This is a genomic window from Thermobrachium celere DSM 8682, from assembly GCF_000430995.1.
GTDB classification, from domain to species: Bacteria; Bacillota; Clostridia; order Clostridiales; family Caloramatoraceae; genus Thermobrachium; species Thermobrachium celere.
Genome location: NZ_HF952018.1, coordinates 266,915 through 284,177 on the forward strand (window position 1 = coordinate 266,915; position 17,263 = coordinate 284,177).

Here is a 17,263-nt window from a genome sequence, read left to right on the forward strand (position 1 = left end):
GGTGGGATATATGAGGTATAGGGTTATTGGTGAAGGCTTACCTGTTGTTATTTTAAATCTTGATAGGGGCGAGACAGTAATAACAGAGTCTGGCGGAATGGCTTGGATGAGTGATGGTATAGATATGTCAACAAACATGGAGGGTGGTCTTTTTAAAGGTATTGCAAGGGCCTTTGGTGGAGAGTCTGTGTTTTTGACAAGATATACAAGTATACGAGATAATTCGGAAATAGCATTTTCGTCATCATTTCCCGGGAAAATAATTCCCATAAATTTGTCAAATGGACAGTCAATAATATGCCAAAAACATGCATTTTTATGTGGTGAAAGTTCAATCAAGCTAGATGTAGTGTTTACTAAAAAGCTTGGTGCAGGATTTTTTGGAGGAGAAGGTTTTATTCTACAAAAAATAACAGGTGCAGGTATATGTTTCCTTGAAATTGATGGTGAGGCAGTTGAATACAACCTTGCACCTGGTGAAATTCTAAAAGTTGATACAGGCCACGTAGCAGCCTTTGAGCCAACAGTTAGCTATGACATTGTAACTGTAAAGGGCTTCAAAAACATATTATTTGGAGGAGAAGGATTATTCTTAACTGAACTAAGAGGACCAGGTAAGGTAATACTTCAATCATTACCTATATCAAATTTAGCAAGGGAGATAATACCGTATTTACCTGTAAAAAGGAATGAATAAAATTAAATAAACTATTATTTATAATGCAGCCGATGGCTGCTTTTTTATATTTAATTTTTATCCTAAAAGTTCATTTTTTCCGAATTAATTGGAAAAACAATGTATATTCGAAATGTTTTTTATATTCGATAAATTATATATAATAAAATTAAATAAGAAAATTGTAATAGAAACATATTAGATTAATAAGTTTATTTTTGTAATTTCATAAAAATGAAAAATATAGGTGTGATGCTATATGGAAATAAAAAATAAAGAAATTGAGATAATAAAATATTTGTTTCAAAAGGATGATTATGTAAAAGTTAAAGAATTAGCAGAAATGTACAATGTTACAGAAAGAAGTATGAGATATACATTAGATAAAATTGAGAAATTTTTAGTTAAGAATGGATTTAGATATTTAGAAAGGAAGCATAATAAAGGAATTAAAATAATTAAACAAGAAGGGTTAAAAGAATTAATTGATAGTTACATAAAACAACCTGTACCGTATAAATATTTTTACTCAAAAGAAGAAAGATTTAAATATATAATAACCAAAATTATACAGTCAGACAAACCAATAAAAATAGATGAATTACAAAAGACACTCTATGTATCTAAGAATACAATTTTAAAAGAATTAGATGAAATTGAATTATGGCTTAGTAAAAAAAATTTAAAACTTTTAAGAAAACAAAAGATAGGTATTAGCGTAGAAGGAAGCGAATATGACAAAAGAAGAGCATTATTAGATTTAGTTGTAGATACAGTATCAACTGAAGATATATTAAATTATGTCAATAATAGAATTGCACATTCAAGAATAAAAAATATGCAATTAGATATATTATTTTCTGATTTAAATATTGATTTTCTTGATAATTTGATTAGAAGGGCAGAAATACAACTTGGTAGAAGATTCAGTGATGATGCTTATGGCAGTTTATTAACGCATCTAGCTATAATGATAAAAAGAATACAATTAAATAAAACATTGTATTTACAAAATGTTGATTTTGATACAGTTGAATGTAGTGTTGAATATGAAGTTGCTGTTTATATGATAAATGAAATAGAAAATTATTATAAAATTGTTGTGCCAACAGAAGAAATTAGATATATAGTATATCACTTATTAGGATCAAGAATTTATAAGCAAAGTATCGATGATTTAAAAATACAAGTTGATGATCAATTAAGTATTGTAATAAAAAAAATGATAGATGAAATTAAAGAGTTGTATAATGTAGATTTAAACGAACAGGAAGATAAGTTGTTTGAAGGACTTTTAATGCATATAAGACCTGCTATTTTTAGATTAAAATATAACAAAATATTAGAAAATCCATTATATAATGACATAAAAAACAAATATAGTAAGTTGTTTAAAGATGTACAATTTGTTTCAAGGCACCTAGAAGAATATATTGGTAAAAAGATTAATGAACATGAAATTTCGTATTTAGTTATGCATATAGGAGCAACACTTGAAAGTGCTTTACCTAATAAAAAGAAAACAAAAGTAGTAGTTATATGCGCGGGACAGGCATTGGAACAGCTAGAATAGTTTCTACACAAATTAAAAATCAATTTGATGTTGAGATTGTAGACACTATTTCTTATAGAGAAATAAGTAAATTAAAATATTTAAATTATGATGTAATTATTAGCACAGTTGAACTTAATAGTTATGATAAAGAGCATTATATAAAAATAAATCCAATTTTACTTAAACATGATTATGAGAAATTAGAAAAGATTTTAAGAAGAAAATATAGTAATGATATTAATTATGAAAATGAAATTGAAATAGTTAATAGATTTATAAGTATAGTTGAAAAATATTGTACAATTCAAAATAAAGAGCATTTAATTTATGAGTTGATGTATGAAATTAAAAAGACAAAGAATGTTTTACAAATGGGAAGGAGGGTATATATGCTTTCAGATTTATTGACAGAAGATATGATAAGAATAAATGTTGAGGCTAATAATTGGGAGGAGGCAATTAGAGAAGGAACAAAAATCATGAAGAAAAAAAACTATGTAGAAGAATGTTATGAAGAAACAATAATAAATAATATAAAAACATTAGGACCTTATATGGTTATTGCACCAGGTATAGTTTTATCGCATGCAAGACCTGAAAATGGAGTAAAAAAATTATCTATGAGTTTAACGCTACTAAAAAATCCTGTTGTTTTTGGACATGAAACTAATGATCCAGTAAAATTAGTAATAACAATTGCTGCAGTTGATAATGAAACTCATTTAAAAGCATTGTCACAATTAATGGAATTGTTGATGAATGAAGTAGATATGGAAAGGATTTTTAACGCTAAAAGTAAAGATGAAATTATAAGTATAATAAATAAATATAAAAATTAAGGAGGGGTAATATGAAAATACTTGTTTGTTGTGGTAGTGGACTAGGGAGTAGTTTTATGATTGAGATGAATATTAAAAAGGTTTTAAAAGAGTTAAATTTAAATGTTGAAGTGGATCATTCGGATCTTGCATCTGCTAAAGGGATAAAGGCAGATATATATGTTGGTACAAGAGATATTGCAAATCAGTTAGTAAGTCTAGGGGGGGAGGTCGTTTCATTAAATAGCATGATTGATATGAAAGAGTTAAAAGAAAAGTTGTGTAATGCTATTGAAAAAGTTAAAAACAAGTAATTTTAAATTTAGGAGGGGGTTTTATGTTAAAACTAATACTTGATATTTTAAGCGTACCTTCTATATTAGTTGGTTTAGTAGCAATGATAGGTTTAATTGCACAAAAAAAATCTCTATCTGATATTATCAAAGGAACCATAAAAACAGTAATGGGATTTTTAGTATTAGGAGGAGGAGCAGGGATAGTTGTTGGTTCGTTAAATAGTTTTGGTGCAATGTTTCAAAAGGGGTTTGGTATACAAGGTATAGTTCCTAATAATGAAGCTGTTGTTGCACTTGCTTTAAAGACTTATGGAACACAAACAGCACTTATAATGACTTTGGGAATGTTGGTTAATATTTTAATAGCGAGATTTACAAAGCTAAAATATATATTCTTAACAGGACATCATACGTTATATATGGCTTGTATGATTGCAGCAATTTTAGTTGCTGGTGGTATGAAAGGGGTATCATTAGTTATATTAGGTTCAATTATATTAGGGTTTGTAATGGCTATATTCCCAGCTATAGCACAACCAACAATGAGAAAAATTGTTGGACATGATGATGTAGCATTTGCACATTTTGGAACAGTTGGATATGTATTATCAGCATTTGTAGGCAAGTTAGTTGGTAAAAATTCAAAATCTACAGAAGAAATGGAAGTTCCACAAGGACTAAGCTTTTTAAGAGATACTTCTGTAGCAATAAGTTTAACAATGGGTATTTTGTATTTAATAGTTGCAATAGCAGCAGGTAAATCATATGTAGAAACAGAACTTAGTGGTGGACAAAATTTCATTGTTTATTCAGTTATTCAGTCAATAACATTTGCTGGAGGAGTATATGTAATTTTAGCTGGTGTAAGATTAATATTAGCAGAGATAGTACCAGCTTTTAAAGGAATTGCCGAAAAAATAGTACCAGATGCAAAACCAGCTCTTGACTGTCCAGTTGTATTCCCATATGCTCCAAATGCTGTTTTAGTAGGATTTTTATCTAGTTTTGTAGGTGGAATTGTTGGTATGTTAATTTTATTAAAATTAAATGCACCAGTTATTCTACCAGGTGTTGTACCTCATTTCTTCTGTGGTGCAACAGCAGGAGTATTCGGTAATGCTACTGGAGGAAGAAAAGGTGCTATATTAGGTTCGTTTGTTCATGGACTTTTAATAACATTTTTACCAGTTTTACTACTTCCAGTTTTGGGGGACTTAGGGTATGCAAATACAACTTTTAGTGATGCAGATTTTGGAGTGGTAGGTATACTTCTTGGAAATATATTAAAGCTATTTGTTCATTAATTTTAAAAGTCAATTTTTAATAGTTGGGACAAGCATTTATAATGCTTGCCCTTTCTAATTTAATTGGTATTAAAAAAATGAGTTAAGTTAAAATAATTTTACCAAAATATACAACAAAATGCCAACTAAAGTTAAAGTTTAAAATATGATAAAGTTTAATTAAATTAATAAATAATTATATTTTTTATATTTATTAAAAATTTTATAGTTGAAAACATTTGTTTAATTATTTTAACCATGCTATTAAATTTTACTTAGATGGAGGAATTAATCATTTCAATAATATAACTAATATATTGTTAAAAAAGAAATTTATTGAAATAAATTCTTTGTCATGTTTTTATTTATTTTTAATAAGTATAAGCTTTTTCAAATTAAGTATTATGAAATTTTTATTATAATAACATCTTTGAAATCAAATAAGCCTTTGAAATTTATTAATATGTATTTTTGAATGCTTCTTTAACAATAAAATTTTTTTTAGCTAATTTTATTGTTTTAATTATCAAAATAGGTGAGTAATTTTTGTATAAAAAATGTTGGAGCATAGCCCCAACATTTTTTTAACCTATTATTATAACAATACAAATATCAAACCAATGATTATACCTGAATATATCAAATCAACTAAACAATATCCCATAATATCCTTTGCACCAAGTTTGGCAAGTCCTAGAATTGGCAGTGCCCAGAATGGTTGAATCATGTTTGTCCATGCATCTCCCCAAGCTAGAGCCATAACAGCCTTTCCAAGTGGAACATTGAGTGATTGAGCAGCCTTTACAACAATTGGACCTTGAGCAACCCATTGTCCTCCACCAGAAGGGATGAAAAGATTAATAAGCCCTGCACTTAGGAATGTGAATAAAGGCAGTGTTTTTGCTGTAGAAATACTTACAAACCAATTAGCTATTATTGATGCAAGACCAGAATCAACCATAATACCCATAATACCCCCATAGAATGGGAATTGTAGCACTATACCTGCTGTTCCCTTTATAGCATTATCTACCGCTTTAATATATCTTATTGGAGTTTTATGCAGTAAAATTCCTGTAAATAGGAATATTAAATTTACAGAGTCTAGTGATAAAGTTCCACCATTTGAAAAATATTTTATTATATACGCAAAACCTAGAATAGAAATTATTATTGTCAATAACCTACTATTTTCAAGTTTAGAAGAGAATGAATTATCGATTGTAATTTCAAACTCTTTTTCCTCTTCTGGTTTAAATTCAATCGTTTTATCTTTATCTGGAATCATAAAGTAATTTATTAAAGGTAGTGTTAATATAAGTATAATTGATATTGAAAGGTTAAAGTTTGAAAAAAGTGTCTGGGATAAAGGTATGCTATCAAATTGAACCCCCTTTAGTCCTCCACCAGCTTCAACAACTTTAAGTGGGATAGAACCAGATAAACCTCCATGCCAAACTAAAAATCCGGAGTAGGCACTAGCAATTAGAAGCCTATAGTCAACTCCTTTAACTTTTCTTGCTAATTCTTTAGCAAGAAGTCCTCCGATAACAAGACCAAATCCCCAGTTTAACCAGCAGGCAATCGCAGATACAAAGGTTACTAATAGAATTGCTGAAGCAGGTGTTTTGGCAATACTTGCAATTCCTGTTAATGCTTTTTTGACAACAGGTGCCTGAGCTAGAGCATGTCCAGTAACGAGAACTAAAACCATTTGCATTGAAAATCCTAGAAGACTCCAGAAACCCTTACCCCAAAATGTAACTAAATCAACTGCTGATTTGCCAGTTTTGAAGATTGCTAAAACGTAAACAATGATTGTGAGCAGGATTGCAAAAATAAATGCATCTGGCAAATAGCGTTCAACAAATTTGACGCATGCGTTTGTAATTTTTTTAAACATAACCTCATCCCCCTAAAAAAATAATCTCAATTACAGTATATAATATTATTTTAAAATTATAAAAATTCTAAAAATATGATTTAAGTTTTTGCTATATTTTTAACAAGAATTATATTTTAATAAATCTCTATAATTAATTTTTTTGCCTTTTTAATTGCTAAGTTTTATCAAACTAGATATATATTTCAAAAATATGCCTTATATAATATAATCGTTGTATGGGGTGATTTTATGTGTGGACGTGTTCTTTTAGAGAGTGAGTTTAAAGAGATTTTGATAAGATATAATATATATGGTGCTGGAGATAGGGAATTTAAAAGAGGAGAGGGATTTCCAGGAGACAATATCCCAGCTATATTTAACGACGATGGGTTACAAGTTGATTTGTTTAACTGGGGATTTATTTTAAATGGAAAGAGAATAATTAATGCAAGAGCGGAGACGGTTTTAGAAAAACCCTTTTTTAAAAGGCATTTTATATTTAATAGATGTATTGTACCTGTTAATGCATTTTTTGAATGGAGGAATGAAGGCAATAAAAAGATAAAATATAAAATCAGCCTTAAAGATGATAAAATAATGTCCCTTGCAGGAATGTATGGAGTTTTTAAAGATAAAGATGGAAGTGTTAAAAAATGTATAACAGTACTTACAACAGAACCAAATAGTGAAGTAAAGGATATTCACAATAGAATGCCGGTTATTTTAGTCAGAGAAAAAGAGCAGCTATATTTAAGAAAAGAATTTAATATTGAGATTTTAGATTTGTTAAAGCCGATAGATGAGGGAAGGCTAGTAATAGAAAATGTAGATAAGAATGAGTATGAAAATATAAGTTTCTTTTAAAAAGGAGGGGGATGAGGTGAAGGGATTTAGGTATAAGTTATTTGGTGGGCTAGAAGGTAACGCCTATTATAGTGTTATAATGGAACCACTTTGGGCAATATTTGGAGGGATGATATTTTTCTATCAACCCCTTTATATGAAACATCTTAATGTAACAGAGGTGCAGATGGGATTTTTAAATTCGCTTGCATCTGCCCTTGCTGTTATAACAGCCTTTATTGGAGGACCAATAACAGATAGGTTTGGTAGAAAAAATACAACCCTAGTTTTTGACCTTATAGGTTGGAGTGCTACTATGTTCATTTGGGCTGTTTCACAAAATTATCTGTATTTTTTAATTGCTGTAATTACAAATTCCTTTTGTAAGATCTCGTACATATCTTGGACATGTTTATCAGTAGAGGATACTCCAGAGGATAAGAGGGTATACTTTTTTAGCCTTATAATGATTATTAATTTAGCGTCTGGTATTTTTGCCCCTATTGCAGGTGTCTTAGTTGAGAAGATAGGCGTTGTTTATGCAATGAGGATAATTTATGGTTTAGGTTTTTTAAGTATGACTTCAATGTTTTTGATAAGACATAAACTTGTTAAGGAAACAGAGCTTGGAAAAAAACTTATCAAACAGCATAATCAGTTTTCTTTAAAAGAAAAGATTTTGGATTACAAAGAAGCTATAATATATTTTTACAAAAATAGGGTTACATTTCTTGTGTTTTTCATTCTTTTAATTGGACAGCTACAAATGTATTTTTTATATTACCAATCTGTATATTTAAAGGATGTTATAGGTATAAAAGAATCACTAACTTCAATGGTACCTGGCATATCAGCAGTGACTAATTTGATAGTATATTTTCTTTTTATGGAATTGTTAAGGAGTAAGGGGGATAAGGACAGTTTAGCAATAGGATTATTCTTACATGCTGTTGGAGTGATATTACTTTTATTAGTAAGGCCTAAAGGTTATATAATTCTTCTATTAAGTACTATTTTTATGGCAGCAGGTAATTTGATAACCATAACCTTTAGAGAAACGCTGTGGAACAACGTTATAGGAGAAAAGGAAAGGGCAAAGGTATTCTCAACAGCAAGTGGACTTGTTGCATTAATTTCAATTCCAGCAGGATATGTATCGGGACATCTATATAACCTAAATCCAGCATATACATTTGTGGTTAGTTTAATAATGTTTGTTGTTGGATTTATAATAGCAATTAGGATAAAGAGAATTTCTTGATAGAGAAGGAATGAACTATGAAGGCGATTATAGGAGGAAAATTAGTAACAAAAGATCAAATATTATATGGAAAGGCTGTTATATTTCAAGATCGGATTGTTGATATTGTTGATGAAGATTGTATAAATAAAAGTAATTTTGAAATAATTAATGCTCAAGGTAATTATGTATCACCAGGATTTATTGATATTCATGTTCATGGATTAGGTGGCTATGATACAATGGATGCAACCTTTGAGGCATTAGATAATATGAGTAAAACTGCAGCAAAATGTGGAGTTACAGCATTCTTACCTACTACAATGACTATGCCAATAAGTGATATTTATAGAGCACTAGATAATGTTATTAAAAATAAAGATATGGTATCAGGGGCTAAGGTTTTAGGAATACACTTAGAAGGACCTTTTATAAATAAAAAATATAAAGGTGCTCAAAACGAGAAGTATATATTAAAACCTTGCTTTGATTATATACAAAAGTATATAGATGTTGTAAAAATAATAACTCTTGCTCCTGAATGTGATGAAGGGTTTAAATTTATAGATTATCTTTCAAGAAATTATGATGTTGTTCTTTCGATGGGACACACGAACACAGATTATAATACGGCAGTAGAGTCTATAAAAACAGGAATAACACATGCCACCCACACCTTTAATGCAATGAGCTCCTTTAATCACAGAGAACCTGGGGCTGTTGGTGCAGTATTTAATACAGATATAACATGTGAAATAATTGCTGACTTTGTACACGTTCATCCTGAAGCAATGAGGTTATTACTTAAAATAAAAGGAACAGATAAAGTAGTGCTAATAACAGATTCAATGAGGGCAGGATGTATGGATGAGGGTGTGTACGATTTAGGTGGTCAGAAGGTTTATGTAGATAAAACTTCTGCAATGCTTGAGGACGGAACATTAGCAGGTAGTATTCTTACATTAAATAATGCTGTGTATAATGTTAAAAATAAATTGGGAATAAATATAGTTGATGCTGTTAAGATGGCATCTTTAAATCCAGCAAAGGTAATTAAAGAGGATAGTAGGATTGGAAGTATAGAAATAGGGAAGAATGCAGACATAATAATTTTTGATGAAGATATCGACATTAAGCTTACAATAATTAATGGCAAAATTATCTTTAAAGCATAAGTTAGGAGGAAATAAGAATAAAGGTGGGATTTTGTCTGAGGGTTATTTTGAAATATTTGTCTGTAGTAATCGAAATTAAGTATTTTTAGTTATATTTTTATCCCCCATTTAAAAATAATTATACACTAAATTAATATTTATCTGTAAAGAAAATTAAAAATATGTTATAATTTAGCTAACAAAGTAGAAGGAAGAGGGGTTTGGTATTTTGAGAAAAAGAATGGTCAATATTAATGATTGTTCTATTGGAGATAAAGTAGCTTTAGATGTAATATCTGACACCGGGGCTACTATTGTTACTGAAGGAACGCTCTTAAATGAATTTATAATTAATAAGTTAAAGCAACTAGGAATTAAGCAGATACATATATATGCTAATGAGAGTTCGTATTTAAGTCAAAAAGAAATTTATTTTGAACAGTTTACAAAAAAATATACACAAAATGTAGATACAATAAAAAATTTAATAGGAGATTTAGCATCAGGTAAAAAACTTGACTACACTACAATAACTTCTATATCTGAGGATATAAAGAAAGAGATAAATGAAAAGGATAATATTATAAAATTTTTATCCACCCTTAAGGCATATGACCAATATACATACAATCATAGCATGAATGTTGCCTTTTATAGTATGCTACTTGGAAAATGGCTTAAGTTACCAGATGAAATAATAACAGAACTTACAAAGGCAGCTGTAATGCATGATTTAGGAAAAGCAAAAATTCCAGATGAAATATTAAACAAAAAGGGACCACTTAATAAAGATGAATTTGAAATAATGAAGAAACATGCTCAGTACGGATATGAAATTGCAAAGCAGGATACAAGAGTAAACATTGAAGTTTTAAAGGGAATACTTATGCATCATGAAAGAGAAGATGGGACAGGCTATCCTCTAAAGTTAAAAGGCGATAAGATAAATCTATTTGCAAAGATAATTTCAATATGTGATGTTTATGATGCATTAACTCAAGAGAGAGTATATAAGGGCAGAATGACTCCCTTTGATGCATTTAAAATGATAGAATTAGATGGATATACTAAGTTTGATACAGCAATTCTTTTAACATTCCTTCAAAACATAGCAAGTTACTACATAGGTATGCAGGTAGTATTAAACGATGGACGAGTTGGTGAAGTAGTTTATATAACACCTAAAAATGTAGCTTATCCAATTATTAAAGTAGGCGATGAACTTATTGACTTAATGAACAAAAAGGATTTAAAAATAGTTTCTTTACTAAACTAAAGTGCCACCCAAGTGAAATGTGAAATTATCCAAATTTTGTACATAAATTTTCATTGATATGCTCCCTTTATGGTAGACAGATTAAAAATGTAAAAACTGTTTGCTATAAATAGATGCACCCTTTCAAGCATATAGCTGAAGAATATAAATTTTTTTAAGGTGGAGTGATACCATGAAAAGATATAGATTTAGATTTTATGGTAGGGTTCAAGGAGTTGGGTTTAGATATTTTGTTTATACAAAGGCATATGCCTTAGGCTTAAATGGTTTTGTAAAAAATTTAGATGATGGAACAGTTGAGGCTGAAGTTGAGGGAGAAGAAAAAGAAATTTTAAAGTTTCTTGATTTAGTATTAAAGGGTAATGGTATTTCAAGGATTGATGATGTGGAAAAAGAAGAGATCGATATTAAAGGGGATAGAAAGTTTAAAATACTATATTATTAAAAAAGTGTCACCCAGGTGAAATGTGAAATTTCGCTTTGGTGACATTTTTTTATTAATAAATTTTAATCAAAAAATAATCATGTACTAAAAATAAAAATTTGACTCCTTTTTATCTTTAGCAGGAATTTGAATTGTATGTATAGAAAGTAAAAAAGGGGTGATTTTATGAGAGTAGAAAAAAGTGTTTGTATAAATTACGATAAAGGTATTCATACAAGAGTAGCTGCTGCAATAGTTAAAAAAATAAGTGATATAAAGAAAAAGTATAACGTTGATGTTTATATATCAGCTTTTGGTAAAAAAGTTCCTTTATCAAGTATGATACTAATTGTAGGGTTAAAAATTAAAAAAGGTGATATAGTATCAATAGAGGTTATGGGTGAAAATGAAGAGATTTATAAAGCAATTGATGAAATATGTGAATTTTTAAGTCAGAACGAAATTGATGAAATAGAAAAGGATGAACTTGATAATATAATTAATCAGGATGCTCTGACTTTAGAACAAATCATAAATAGTATGGCAAATGCTGTAATTGCAATCGATGTAAATGGAAAGATAACATTAGTTAATAAAGCTATGCTCAATATTTTAAAATGTAATATTGTAGATGTTTTAAATAAAGATATTGATGAGGTAATACCAAATTCAATTTTAAATATTGTTAGAATTAGTAAGAGACCAAGATTAGGTATAAAAGTTAAAATAAACGATGCTACTTTATTAGGAAATTTCACCCCTATAATTATTGATAATCAGTATAAAGGAGTACTAGCTATTTTTGAAGATATTTCAAGAATAGAGAAGATTACAGATGAACTTTTACAGGTGAGACAGCTAAAGGAAGAATTGCAAGTTGTGTTAGATACTGTTCAGGATGGTATTTGTATAATTGATTCGGAAGGTAATATAAGATATGTAAATGATGCATATGCAAATATTGTAGGTGAAAGTAAAGAGACTATCATTAATAAGAATATTTTAGATATTTCTCCCAATGGTGTTAGAGCAAGAGTATTAAAAACAGGAGAAAGAGTTAATGGTGAAATAATAAAAAAGAAGAATGGTGTAACAATTATAGCAAATGTAAACCCAATAATAGTTGATAATCAACTTTGTGGAGTTATATCTGTTATAAAGGATGTTACAGAAATAAATATGCTTTATGAAAAATTAAATATGTATGATGATAAAACAAAGTATCTACAAGATGAATTAATGAGAATAAGAAAGCCTAATGGAGCATTTTCAAATTTTAAAGGCTATAGTGGTAAAACTATAGAAGTAATAACAGCTGCTGAAAAAGCTGCAAAAACTAATTTTAATGTATTAATTTTAGGGGAGAGTGGTACAGGTAAAGAAATTATTGCAGAAGGAATTCACTATGCAAGCAATAGAGCAAATGGACCATTTGTTCGTGTAAATTGTGCCGCTATTCCTGAAAACTTAATTGAAAGTGAACTGTTTGGATATGAAAAGGGCGCATTTACAGGTGCTTTTAAAAGAAAGCATGGTAAATTTGAGTTGGCAAATGGTGGGACTATTTTTTTAGATGAAATAGGTGATTTGAATATTAATGTACAAGCTAAGATATTAAGAGCAATACAAAATAGAGAAATCCAAAGGATCGGTGGAGAAGACATAGTAAAGGTAGATGTCAGGATAATTGCTGCAACTCATAAGGATTTAAAAACCATGGTAAAAGAAGGAAAATTTAGAGAAGATTTATATTATAGATTAGATGTGATATCAATAAATATACCACCGCTGAGAGAAAGAAAAGAAGATATACCATGTCTTCTAGAGCACTTTATTAATTTACATAAAGGGAATAAAAATATAAAAGGTGTTGATAAAAAGGTAATAGATGCATTAATAAGATACGATTGGCCAGGTAATGTTAGAGAACTAGAAAATGTAGTAGAAAGAATATTGGCTTTTATAGATGAAAAAGATTTTATAACTTTAGATATGTTACCTATATATATAAATAAAACTGATAACAATATAAACAAAGAATCTAATAGGTTAATAAAAAATGTTATAATCAACGAAATATTTGAAAAGGATGAAATACTTCCTTGGAAAGAGTATGAAAAAATAATTATAGAAAAAGCTTTAAAAAAATATGGAAGTTATAATGCCGCAGCAAAGGCATTAGGGTTAACGCATAGGACAGTAGCCTTAAAGGCAAAGGAATATGGAATAGAAAAGAGTATAAAGTGGATAAGTAGGTAGATAAAAAATATCAAATTGATAAAAAATATCATAGTGTAAAAAATTTATCAATTTTTTTATCCAAAAATACTAATAGATTGAGCATTAAGTTGGTATGGTTTTTGCTATAGGTATAATAAAAGCATGCCATACCAATTTTATTTTTTAAAGGGGAGGATATAGAAATGAAAAAGGTTATAAACAATCCTAATTATGTAGTTGAAGAAATGATAAATGGTTTAATTAAGGCTTATCCTGAATATTTAAAAAGAGTTGATAATTACAATGTTATTGTTAGAAAAAGTGCACCAAACAAAAAAGTTGCTCTTGTAAGTGGTGGAGGAAGTGGTCATGAACCAGCTCATGCTGGATATGTAGGTTATGGTATGTTAGATGCAGCTGTTTTAGGAGAAGTGTTTACATCACCAACTCCAGATCAAATTTATGAGGCAATAAAGGCAGTAGATGCAGGAGATGGTGTATTACTAATAATAAAAAATTATACAGGAGATGTTATGAATTTTGAAATCACTAAGGAAATGGCAGAAATGGAAGGTATAAAGGTCGAAAGTGTAATTGTAAATGATGATGTTGCTGTTGAGAACAGTTTATATACAGCTGGAAGAAGAGGAATTGCTGGTACTGTTTTTGTACATAAGATTGCTGGTGCAATGGCTGAGGAAGGAGCAAGTCTAGAAGAAGTTAAAAGAGTTGCTCAAAAGGTTATAAATAATGTTAGAAGTATGGGAATGGCGTTAACTCCTTGTACAGTTCCTGCAGCAGGAAAACCTAATTTTACGCTTCAAGAAGATGAAATGGAAATAGGAATGGGTATACATGGAGAGCCAGGTACTCATAGAGAAAAGATTAAACCTGCTGATGAAATAGTAGAACATATGTTAAATAAAATATTTGATGATATGCCTCTATCAGAAAATGATGATGTGGCAGTTATGGTAAATGGATTATCAGGTACACCATTAATGGAACTTTATATAGTTAATAATAAAGTAAATGATGTATTAAAATCCAAAGGAGTAAATGTTTATAGAACATATGTAGGTGAGTATATGACTTCACTTGAAATGGCAGGATTTTCAATATCTATTCTAAAATTAGATGAAGAATTAAAAAGACTTCTAGATGCAAAAGCAAATACAGTTGCATTTAAAGTTTTATAGAGGGGGAACATACAGATGAGTTTAAATGGACAACAAATTAAGCAGATTATTTTTAAGATTGCTCAAATGATTGATGAAAATAAAATGTATCTTACAGAGCTAGATGCTGCAATTGGTGATGGAGATCATGGAATAAATATGAGTAAAGGTTTTCAGGCTGTTATTGATAAGATAAAGGATGATAATGGGGATAATATTGGAGATATGTTAAAGAAAGTAAGTATGGCTTTAATTGCTAATGTTGGTGGTGCATCAGGACCATTGTATGGAACAGCTTTTATGAAAGCTGGTATGTGGGTTGGTAATAGGAGAGAAATTAGTATTGAGGACTATTACAATATGTTGTTAGAAGCATTAAACGGAATTAAGGCACGAGGAAGGGCTAGTATAGGAGAAAAGACAATGGTAGATTCACTTGAACCTGCTATTAATGAGCTGAAAGTATCAATTGATAACAAATTTAATGAATTAGAATGTCTTGAAAAAATGGTTAATTCAGCTAAGTTAGGAATGGAAAATACTAAAAACATAGTAGCAACAAAAGGTAGAGCAAGTTATTTAGGAGAAAGAAGCATTGGACACTTAGATCCTGGAGCAGTTTCATGTTATTTAATATTAAAAACAATATTTGAAGAAGTTAAAAAAATAAAAGGGTGAAAAACATGGTATCATTAGTAATTGTTTCTCATAGTGAAAAAATTGCAAAAGGTATTAAGGAACTTGCTCTACAAATGGCACCTGATGTTAAAATTGAAATTGCAGGGGGAACAGGTGATGGAAGAATAGGGACAGATTGTTTAAACATAATGAATGCTATTAATAATGCATATTCAGATGATGGAGTATTGATATTGTTTGATTTAGGTAGTGCATTAATGAATTCTGAAATGGCATTAGATTTTATGGAAAACATAGACAAAAGCAAGGTAAAGATAGCAAAATGTGCCATTGTGGAAGGAGCAATTGCAGGAGCAGTTGAAGCAAGTATTGGAAAAACGATTGATGAAATATTAGAAGCACTAGAATCGTATAGGATAAATAAATAATTTTTAATCCTGATAAACGTGTCCTATATGTTTAGTTTAAACTATAGGACACGTTTTTTGGTGTTTTTTATTTAAAAAAGAATACTGCTGACTCCCATTGAATAAAATGTAATAGTTTAATTAAGGGGGAGTTTTATGTTTTGTAAAAGTTGCGGACATGAGTGTCCAGATGATGCTGTTTATTGTTTAAAGTGTGGAAGCAAATTAAATGATTTTTCAAGCAATGAAACAAATAAATACAGTGAACCAAGTATAGCAGACAAACCTCCAACATATTTAGCACAAGCTATTTTAGTAACATTGTTTTGTTGTTTACCCTTTGGAATTGTTGCAATTGTTTATGCTTCTCAAGTTGATTCAAGATGGGCAGCTAAAGACTATTATGGAGCACAAGAGGCATCAAATAAGGCAAGGGCGTGGTGTATAGCTTCGTTAGTTATTGGAATTATAATAGGAATATTCTATTTCATTGCAGCTTTAGGTTAGTGAGTAAATATGAAGGTAAGTGTTAAGAATAAAAAATTATTTTATATTATGTTAATATTATTCTGTTTATCAGTTTTGTATTTTTATAAAAATAATCCAGCAACATCAAAATACCCAACCTGCCCATTCTTGTATATAACAGGGTATTATTGTCCAGGTTGTGGATCATCAAGGGCATACTATAATTTAATGCATGGAAGAATAAAAGATGCCTTTTCACTAAATCCTTTAATGGTATTATCAATTCCTTTTGTTATCTATTATTGTATTGGTGAAATAGGAATATATGTTAATGATAGGCCAATTATAAGAAGGACAGTTATATCAAAAAAAGGTTATAAAATTATTTTTTTCATAATCGTTCTTTACTGGATATTAAGAAATATTCCGTACTATCCTTTTATTTTATTAGCACCATAGAAATATGGTGCTCAGATTGTTGATAAACCTCTTGATTCTAAAAATCAAGGGGTTTATTTATGCGGTAGCATATAAATTTTCACAGTAAATTTCTGATTTTAACATAAATATTTTATTAATACCTTTAAAAAATAAAAGGGATAGTACCCTTGCAATCTTTTTCATATTTTGAACTGCTGCTGTAAGTAAGCATTGTTCGCTTACTTTAGCTAATCCGCGGAAGCGACAATAGCGAAGCCCATGTAATTCTTTCGAATCTGCAAAGCTTCGCTCTATTGTTTCCTTTCTTCTTTTGTATATTCTTTTACCTTTATCWADTTTTTAAAAAGGCTATGTTTTTATCTTTATATTCTTCCCATACATGTCGTCTAATAGTTCTAAATTCACTTTTTCCAGTTAGGCACTTATCTTTAAATCTACAATTTGAACAAATTTCTTTATC

At 29.4% G+C, this 17,263-nt stretch carries 17 protein-coding genes and 1 pseudogene; 16 read left to right on the forward strand and 2 right to left on the reverse strand.

Annotated features, from left to right (window positions below):
- Positions 1–10 precede the first annotated feature (10 nt).
- The 5 genes from TCEL_RS01945 to TCEL_RS01965 all read left to right on the forward strand — a co-directional run bounded on the left by TCEL_RS01945 (position 11) and on the right by TCEL_RS01965 (position 4,649).
- Entirely contained in the window at positions 11–697 is a 687-nt protein-coding gene (locus TCEL_RS01945) for a TIGR00266 family protein (RefSeq protein ID WP_018660573.1), read from the forward strand.
- A gap of 238 nt (positions 698–935) precedes the next feature.
- The gene (locus TCEL_RS01950; protein WP_018660575.1) at positions 936–2,249 is read left to right on the forward strand and encodes a BglG family transcription antiterminator; all 1,314 of its coding nucleotides are present in this window, start codon (positions 936–938) and stop codon (positions 2,247–2,249) included.
- Positions 2,216–3,070 carry a PTS sugar transporter subunit IIA gene (locus TCEL_RS14030; RefSeq protein WP_018660577.1) on the forward strand — a complete coding sequence of 285 codons (855 nt, stop codon included), beginning with the start codon at positions 2,216–2,218 and terminating at the stop codon, positions 3,068–3,070. Before TCEL_RS01950 ends, TCEL_RS14030 begins: the two co-directional genes overlap by 34 nt.
- An 11-nt stretch (positions 3,071–3,081) precedes the next feature.
- Positions 3,082–3,363 carry a PTS sugar transporter subunit IIB gene (locus TCEL_RS01960; protein ID WP_018660579.1) on the forward strand — a complete coding sequence of 94 codons (282 nt, stop codon included), beginning with the start codon at positions 3,082–3,084 and terminating at the stop codon, positions 3,361–3,363.
- A 23-nt stretch (positions 3,364–3,386) separates the two neighbouring features.
- Positions 3,387–4,649 (forward strand): PTS ascorbate transporter subunit IIC, encoded by a 1,263-nt coding sequence (locus TCEL_RS01965; RefSeq protein ID WP_018660581.1) that lies wholly within the window; start codon positions 3,387–3,389, stop codon positions 4,647–4,649.
- A gap of 574 nt (positions 4,650–5,223) precedes the next feature.
- Here TCEL_RS01965 and TCEL_RS01970 read toward each other — a convergent pair.
- Positions 5,224–6,531 carry a short-chain fatty acid transporter gene (locus TCEL_RS01970; RefSeq protein WP_018660584.1) on the reverse strand — a complete coding sequence of 436 codons (1,308 nt, stop codon included), beginning with the start codon at positions 6,529–6,531 and terminating at the stop codon, positions 5,224–5,226.
- A 231-nt stretch (positions 6,532–6,762) separates the two neighbouring features.
- Here TCEL_RS01970 and TCEL_RS01975 point away from each other — a divergent pair, with 231 nt between their 5' ends.
- From TCEL_RS01975 to TCEL_RS02025, 11 genes are all read left to right on the forward strand, one after another.
- Positions 6,763–7,377, forward strand: coding sequence for an SOS response-associated peptidase (locus TCEL_RS01975; RefSeq protein WP_018660586.1), 615 nt, complete (start codon positions 6,763–6,765; stop codon positions 7,375–7,377).
- A 16-nt stretch (positions 7,378–7,393) separates the two neighbouring features.
- On the forward strand, positions 7,394–8,617 hold the full coding sequence (locus TCEL_RS01980; RefSeq protein WP_018660588.1) for an MFS transporter: 1,224 nt from the start codon (positions 7,394–7,396) through the stop codon (positions 8,615–8,617).
- Between the two features lie 17 nt (positions 8,618–8,634).
- Complete coding sequence (gene nagA / locus TCEL_RS01985) at positions 8,635–9,771, forward strand: N-acetylglucosamine-6-phosphate deacetylase (protein ID WP_018660590.1); 1,137 nt, start codon at positions 8,635–8,637, stop codon at positions 9,769–9,771.
- Positions 9,772–9,979: 208 nt separating this feature from the next.
- Complete coding sequence (locus tag TCEL_RS01990) at positions 9,980–11,026, forward strand: HD-GYP domain-containing protein (RefSeq protein WP_018660592.1); 1,047 nt, start codon at positions 9,980–9,982, stop codon at positions 11,024–11,026.
- Positions 11,027–11,198: 172 nt separating this feature from the next.
- The gene (locus TCEL_RS01995) at positions 11,199–11,471 is read left to right on the forward strand and encodes an acylphosphatase (protein WP_018660594.1); all 273 of its coding nucleotides are present in this window, start codon (positions 11,199–11,201) and stop codon (positions 11,469–11,471) included.
- A 165-nt stretch (positions 11,472–11,636) separates the two neighbouring features.
- On the forward strand, positions 11,637–13,709 hold the full coding sequence (locus TCEL_RS02000) for a sigma 54-interacting transcriptional regulator (RefSeq protein WP_018660596.1): 2,073 nt from the start codon (positions 11,637–11,639) through the stop codon (positions 13,707–13,709).
- 164 nt (positions 13,710–13,873) lie between these two features.
- Entirely contained in the window at positions 13,874–14,869 is a 996-nt protein-coding gene (dhaK, locus tag TCEL_RS02005) for a dihydroxyacetone kinase subunit DhaK (RefSeq protein ID WP_018660598.1), read from the forward strand.
- Positions 14,870–14,884: 15 nt separating this feature from the next.
- Positions 14,885–15,526, forward strand: a complete 642-nt coding sequence (gene dhaL / locus TCEL_RS02010; RefSeq protein WP_018660600.1) for a dihydroxyacetone kinase subunit DhaL — start codon at positions 14,885–14,887, stop codon at positions 15,524–15,526.
- Positions 15,527–15,531: 5 nt separating this feature from the next.
- The gene (dhaM, locus tag TCEL_RS02015) at positions 15,532–15,915 is read left to right on the forward strand and encodes a dihydroxyacetone kinase phosphoryl donor subunit DhaM (RefSeq protein ID WP_018660602.1); all 384 of its coding nucleotides are present in this window, start codon (positions 15,532–15,534) and stop codon (positions 15,913–15,915) included.
- A 135-nt stretch (positions 15,916–16,050) separates the two neighbouring features.
- Positions 16,051–16,401 carry a CD225/dispanin family protein gene (locus tag TCEL_RS02020; protein ID WP_018660604.1) on the forward strand — a complete coding sequence of 117 codons (351 nt, stop codon included), beginning with the start codon at positions 16,051–16,053 and terminating at the stop codon, positions 16,399–16,401.
- Between the two features lie 9 nt (positions 16,402–16,410).
- Positions 16,411–16,821 carry a DUF2752 domain-containing protein gene (locus TCEL_RS02025; protein ID WP_018660606.1) on the forward strand — a complete coding sequence of 137 codons (411 nt, stop codon included), beginning with the start codon at positions 16,411–16,413 and terminating at the stop codon, positions 16,819–16,821.
- 57 nt (positions 16,822–16,878) lie between these two features.
- Here the strand turns inward: TCEL_RS02025 and TCEL_RS13385 are convergent.
- Positions 16,879–17,263, reverse strand: a pseudogene (locus tag TCEL_RS13385) (transposase); the annotation flags it as partial.

Coding starts and splice junctions, on each gene's coding strand:
- TCEL_RS01960 (WP_018660579.1), top strand. CDS start 3,082: ATGAAAATACTTGTTTGTTGTGGTAGTGGACTAGGGAGTAGTTTTATG.
- dhaL (WP_018660600.1), top strand. CDS start 14,885: ATGAGTTTAAATGGACAACAAATTAAGCAGATTATTTTTAAGATTGCT.
- TCEL_RS01970 (WP_018660584.1), bottom strand. CDS start 6,531: ATGTTTAAAAAAATTACAAACGCATGCGTCAAATTTGTTGAACGCTAT.
- TCEL_RS14030 (WP_018660577.1), top strand. CDS start 2,216: ATGCGCGGGACAGGCATTGGAACAGCTAGAATAGTTTCTACACAAATT.
- nagA (WP_018660590.1), top strand. CDS start 8,635: ATGAAGGCGATTATAGGAGGAAAATTAGTAACAAAAGATCAAATATTA.
- TCEL_RS02020 (WP_018660604.1), top strand. CDS start 16,051: ATGTTTTGTAAAAGTTGCGGACATGAGTGTCCAGATGATGCTGTTTAT.
- TCEL_RS01975 (WP_018660586.1), top strand. CDS start 6,763: ATGTGTGGACGTGTTCTTTTAGAGAGTGAGTTTAAAGAGATTTTGATA.
- dhaM (WP_018660602.1), top strand. CDS start 15,532: ATGGTATCATTAGTAATTGTTTCTCATAGTGAAAAAATTGCAAAAGGT.
- TCEL_RS01995 (WP_018660594.1), top strand. CDS start 11,199: ATGAAAAGATATAGATTTAGATTTTATGGTAGGGTTCAAGGAGTTGGG.
- TCEL_RS01950 (WP_018660575.1), top strand. CDS start 936: ATGGAAATAAAAAATAAAGAAATTGAGATAATAAAATATTTGTTTCAA.
- dhaK (WP_018660598.1), top strand. CDS start 13,874: ATGAAAAAGGTTATAAACAATCCTAATTATGTAGTTGAAGAAATGATA.
- TCEL_RS01945 (WP_018660573.1), top strand. CDS start 11: ATGAGGTATAGGGTTATTGGTGAAGGCTTACCTGTTGTTATTTTAAAT.
- TCEL_RS02025 (WP_018660606.1), top strand. CDS start 16,411: ATGAAGGTAAGTGTTAAGAATAAAAAATTATTTTATATTATGTTAATA.
- TCEL_RS01965 (WP_018660581.1), top strand. CDS start 3,387: ATGTTAAAACTAATACTTGATATTTTAAGCGTACCTTCTATATTAGTT.
- TCEL_RS02000 (WP_018660596.1), top strand. CDS start 11,637: ATGAGAGTAGAAAAAAGTGTTTGTATAAATTACGATAAAGGTATTCAT.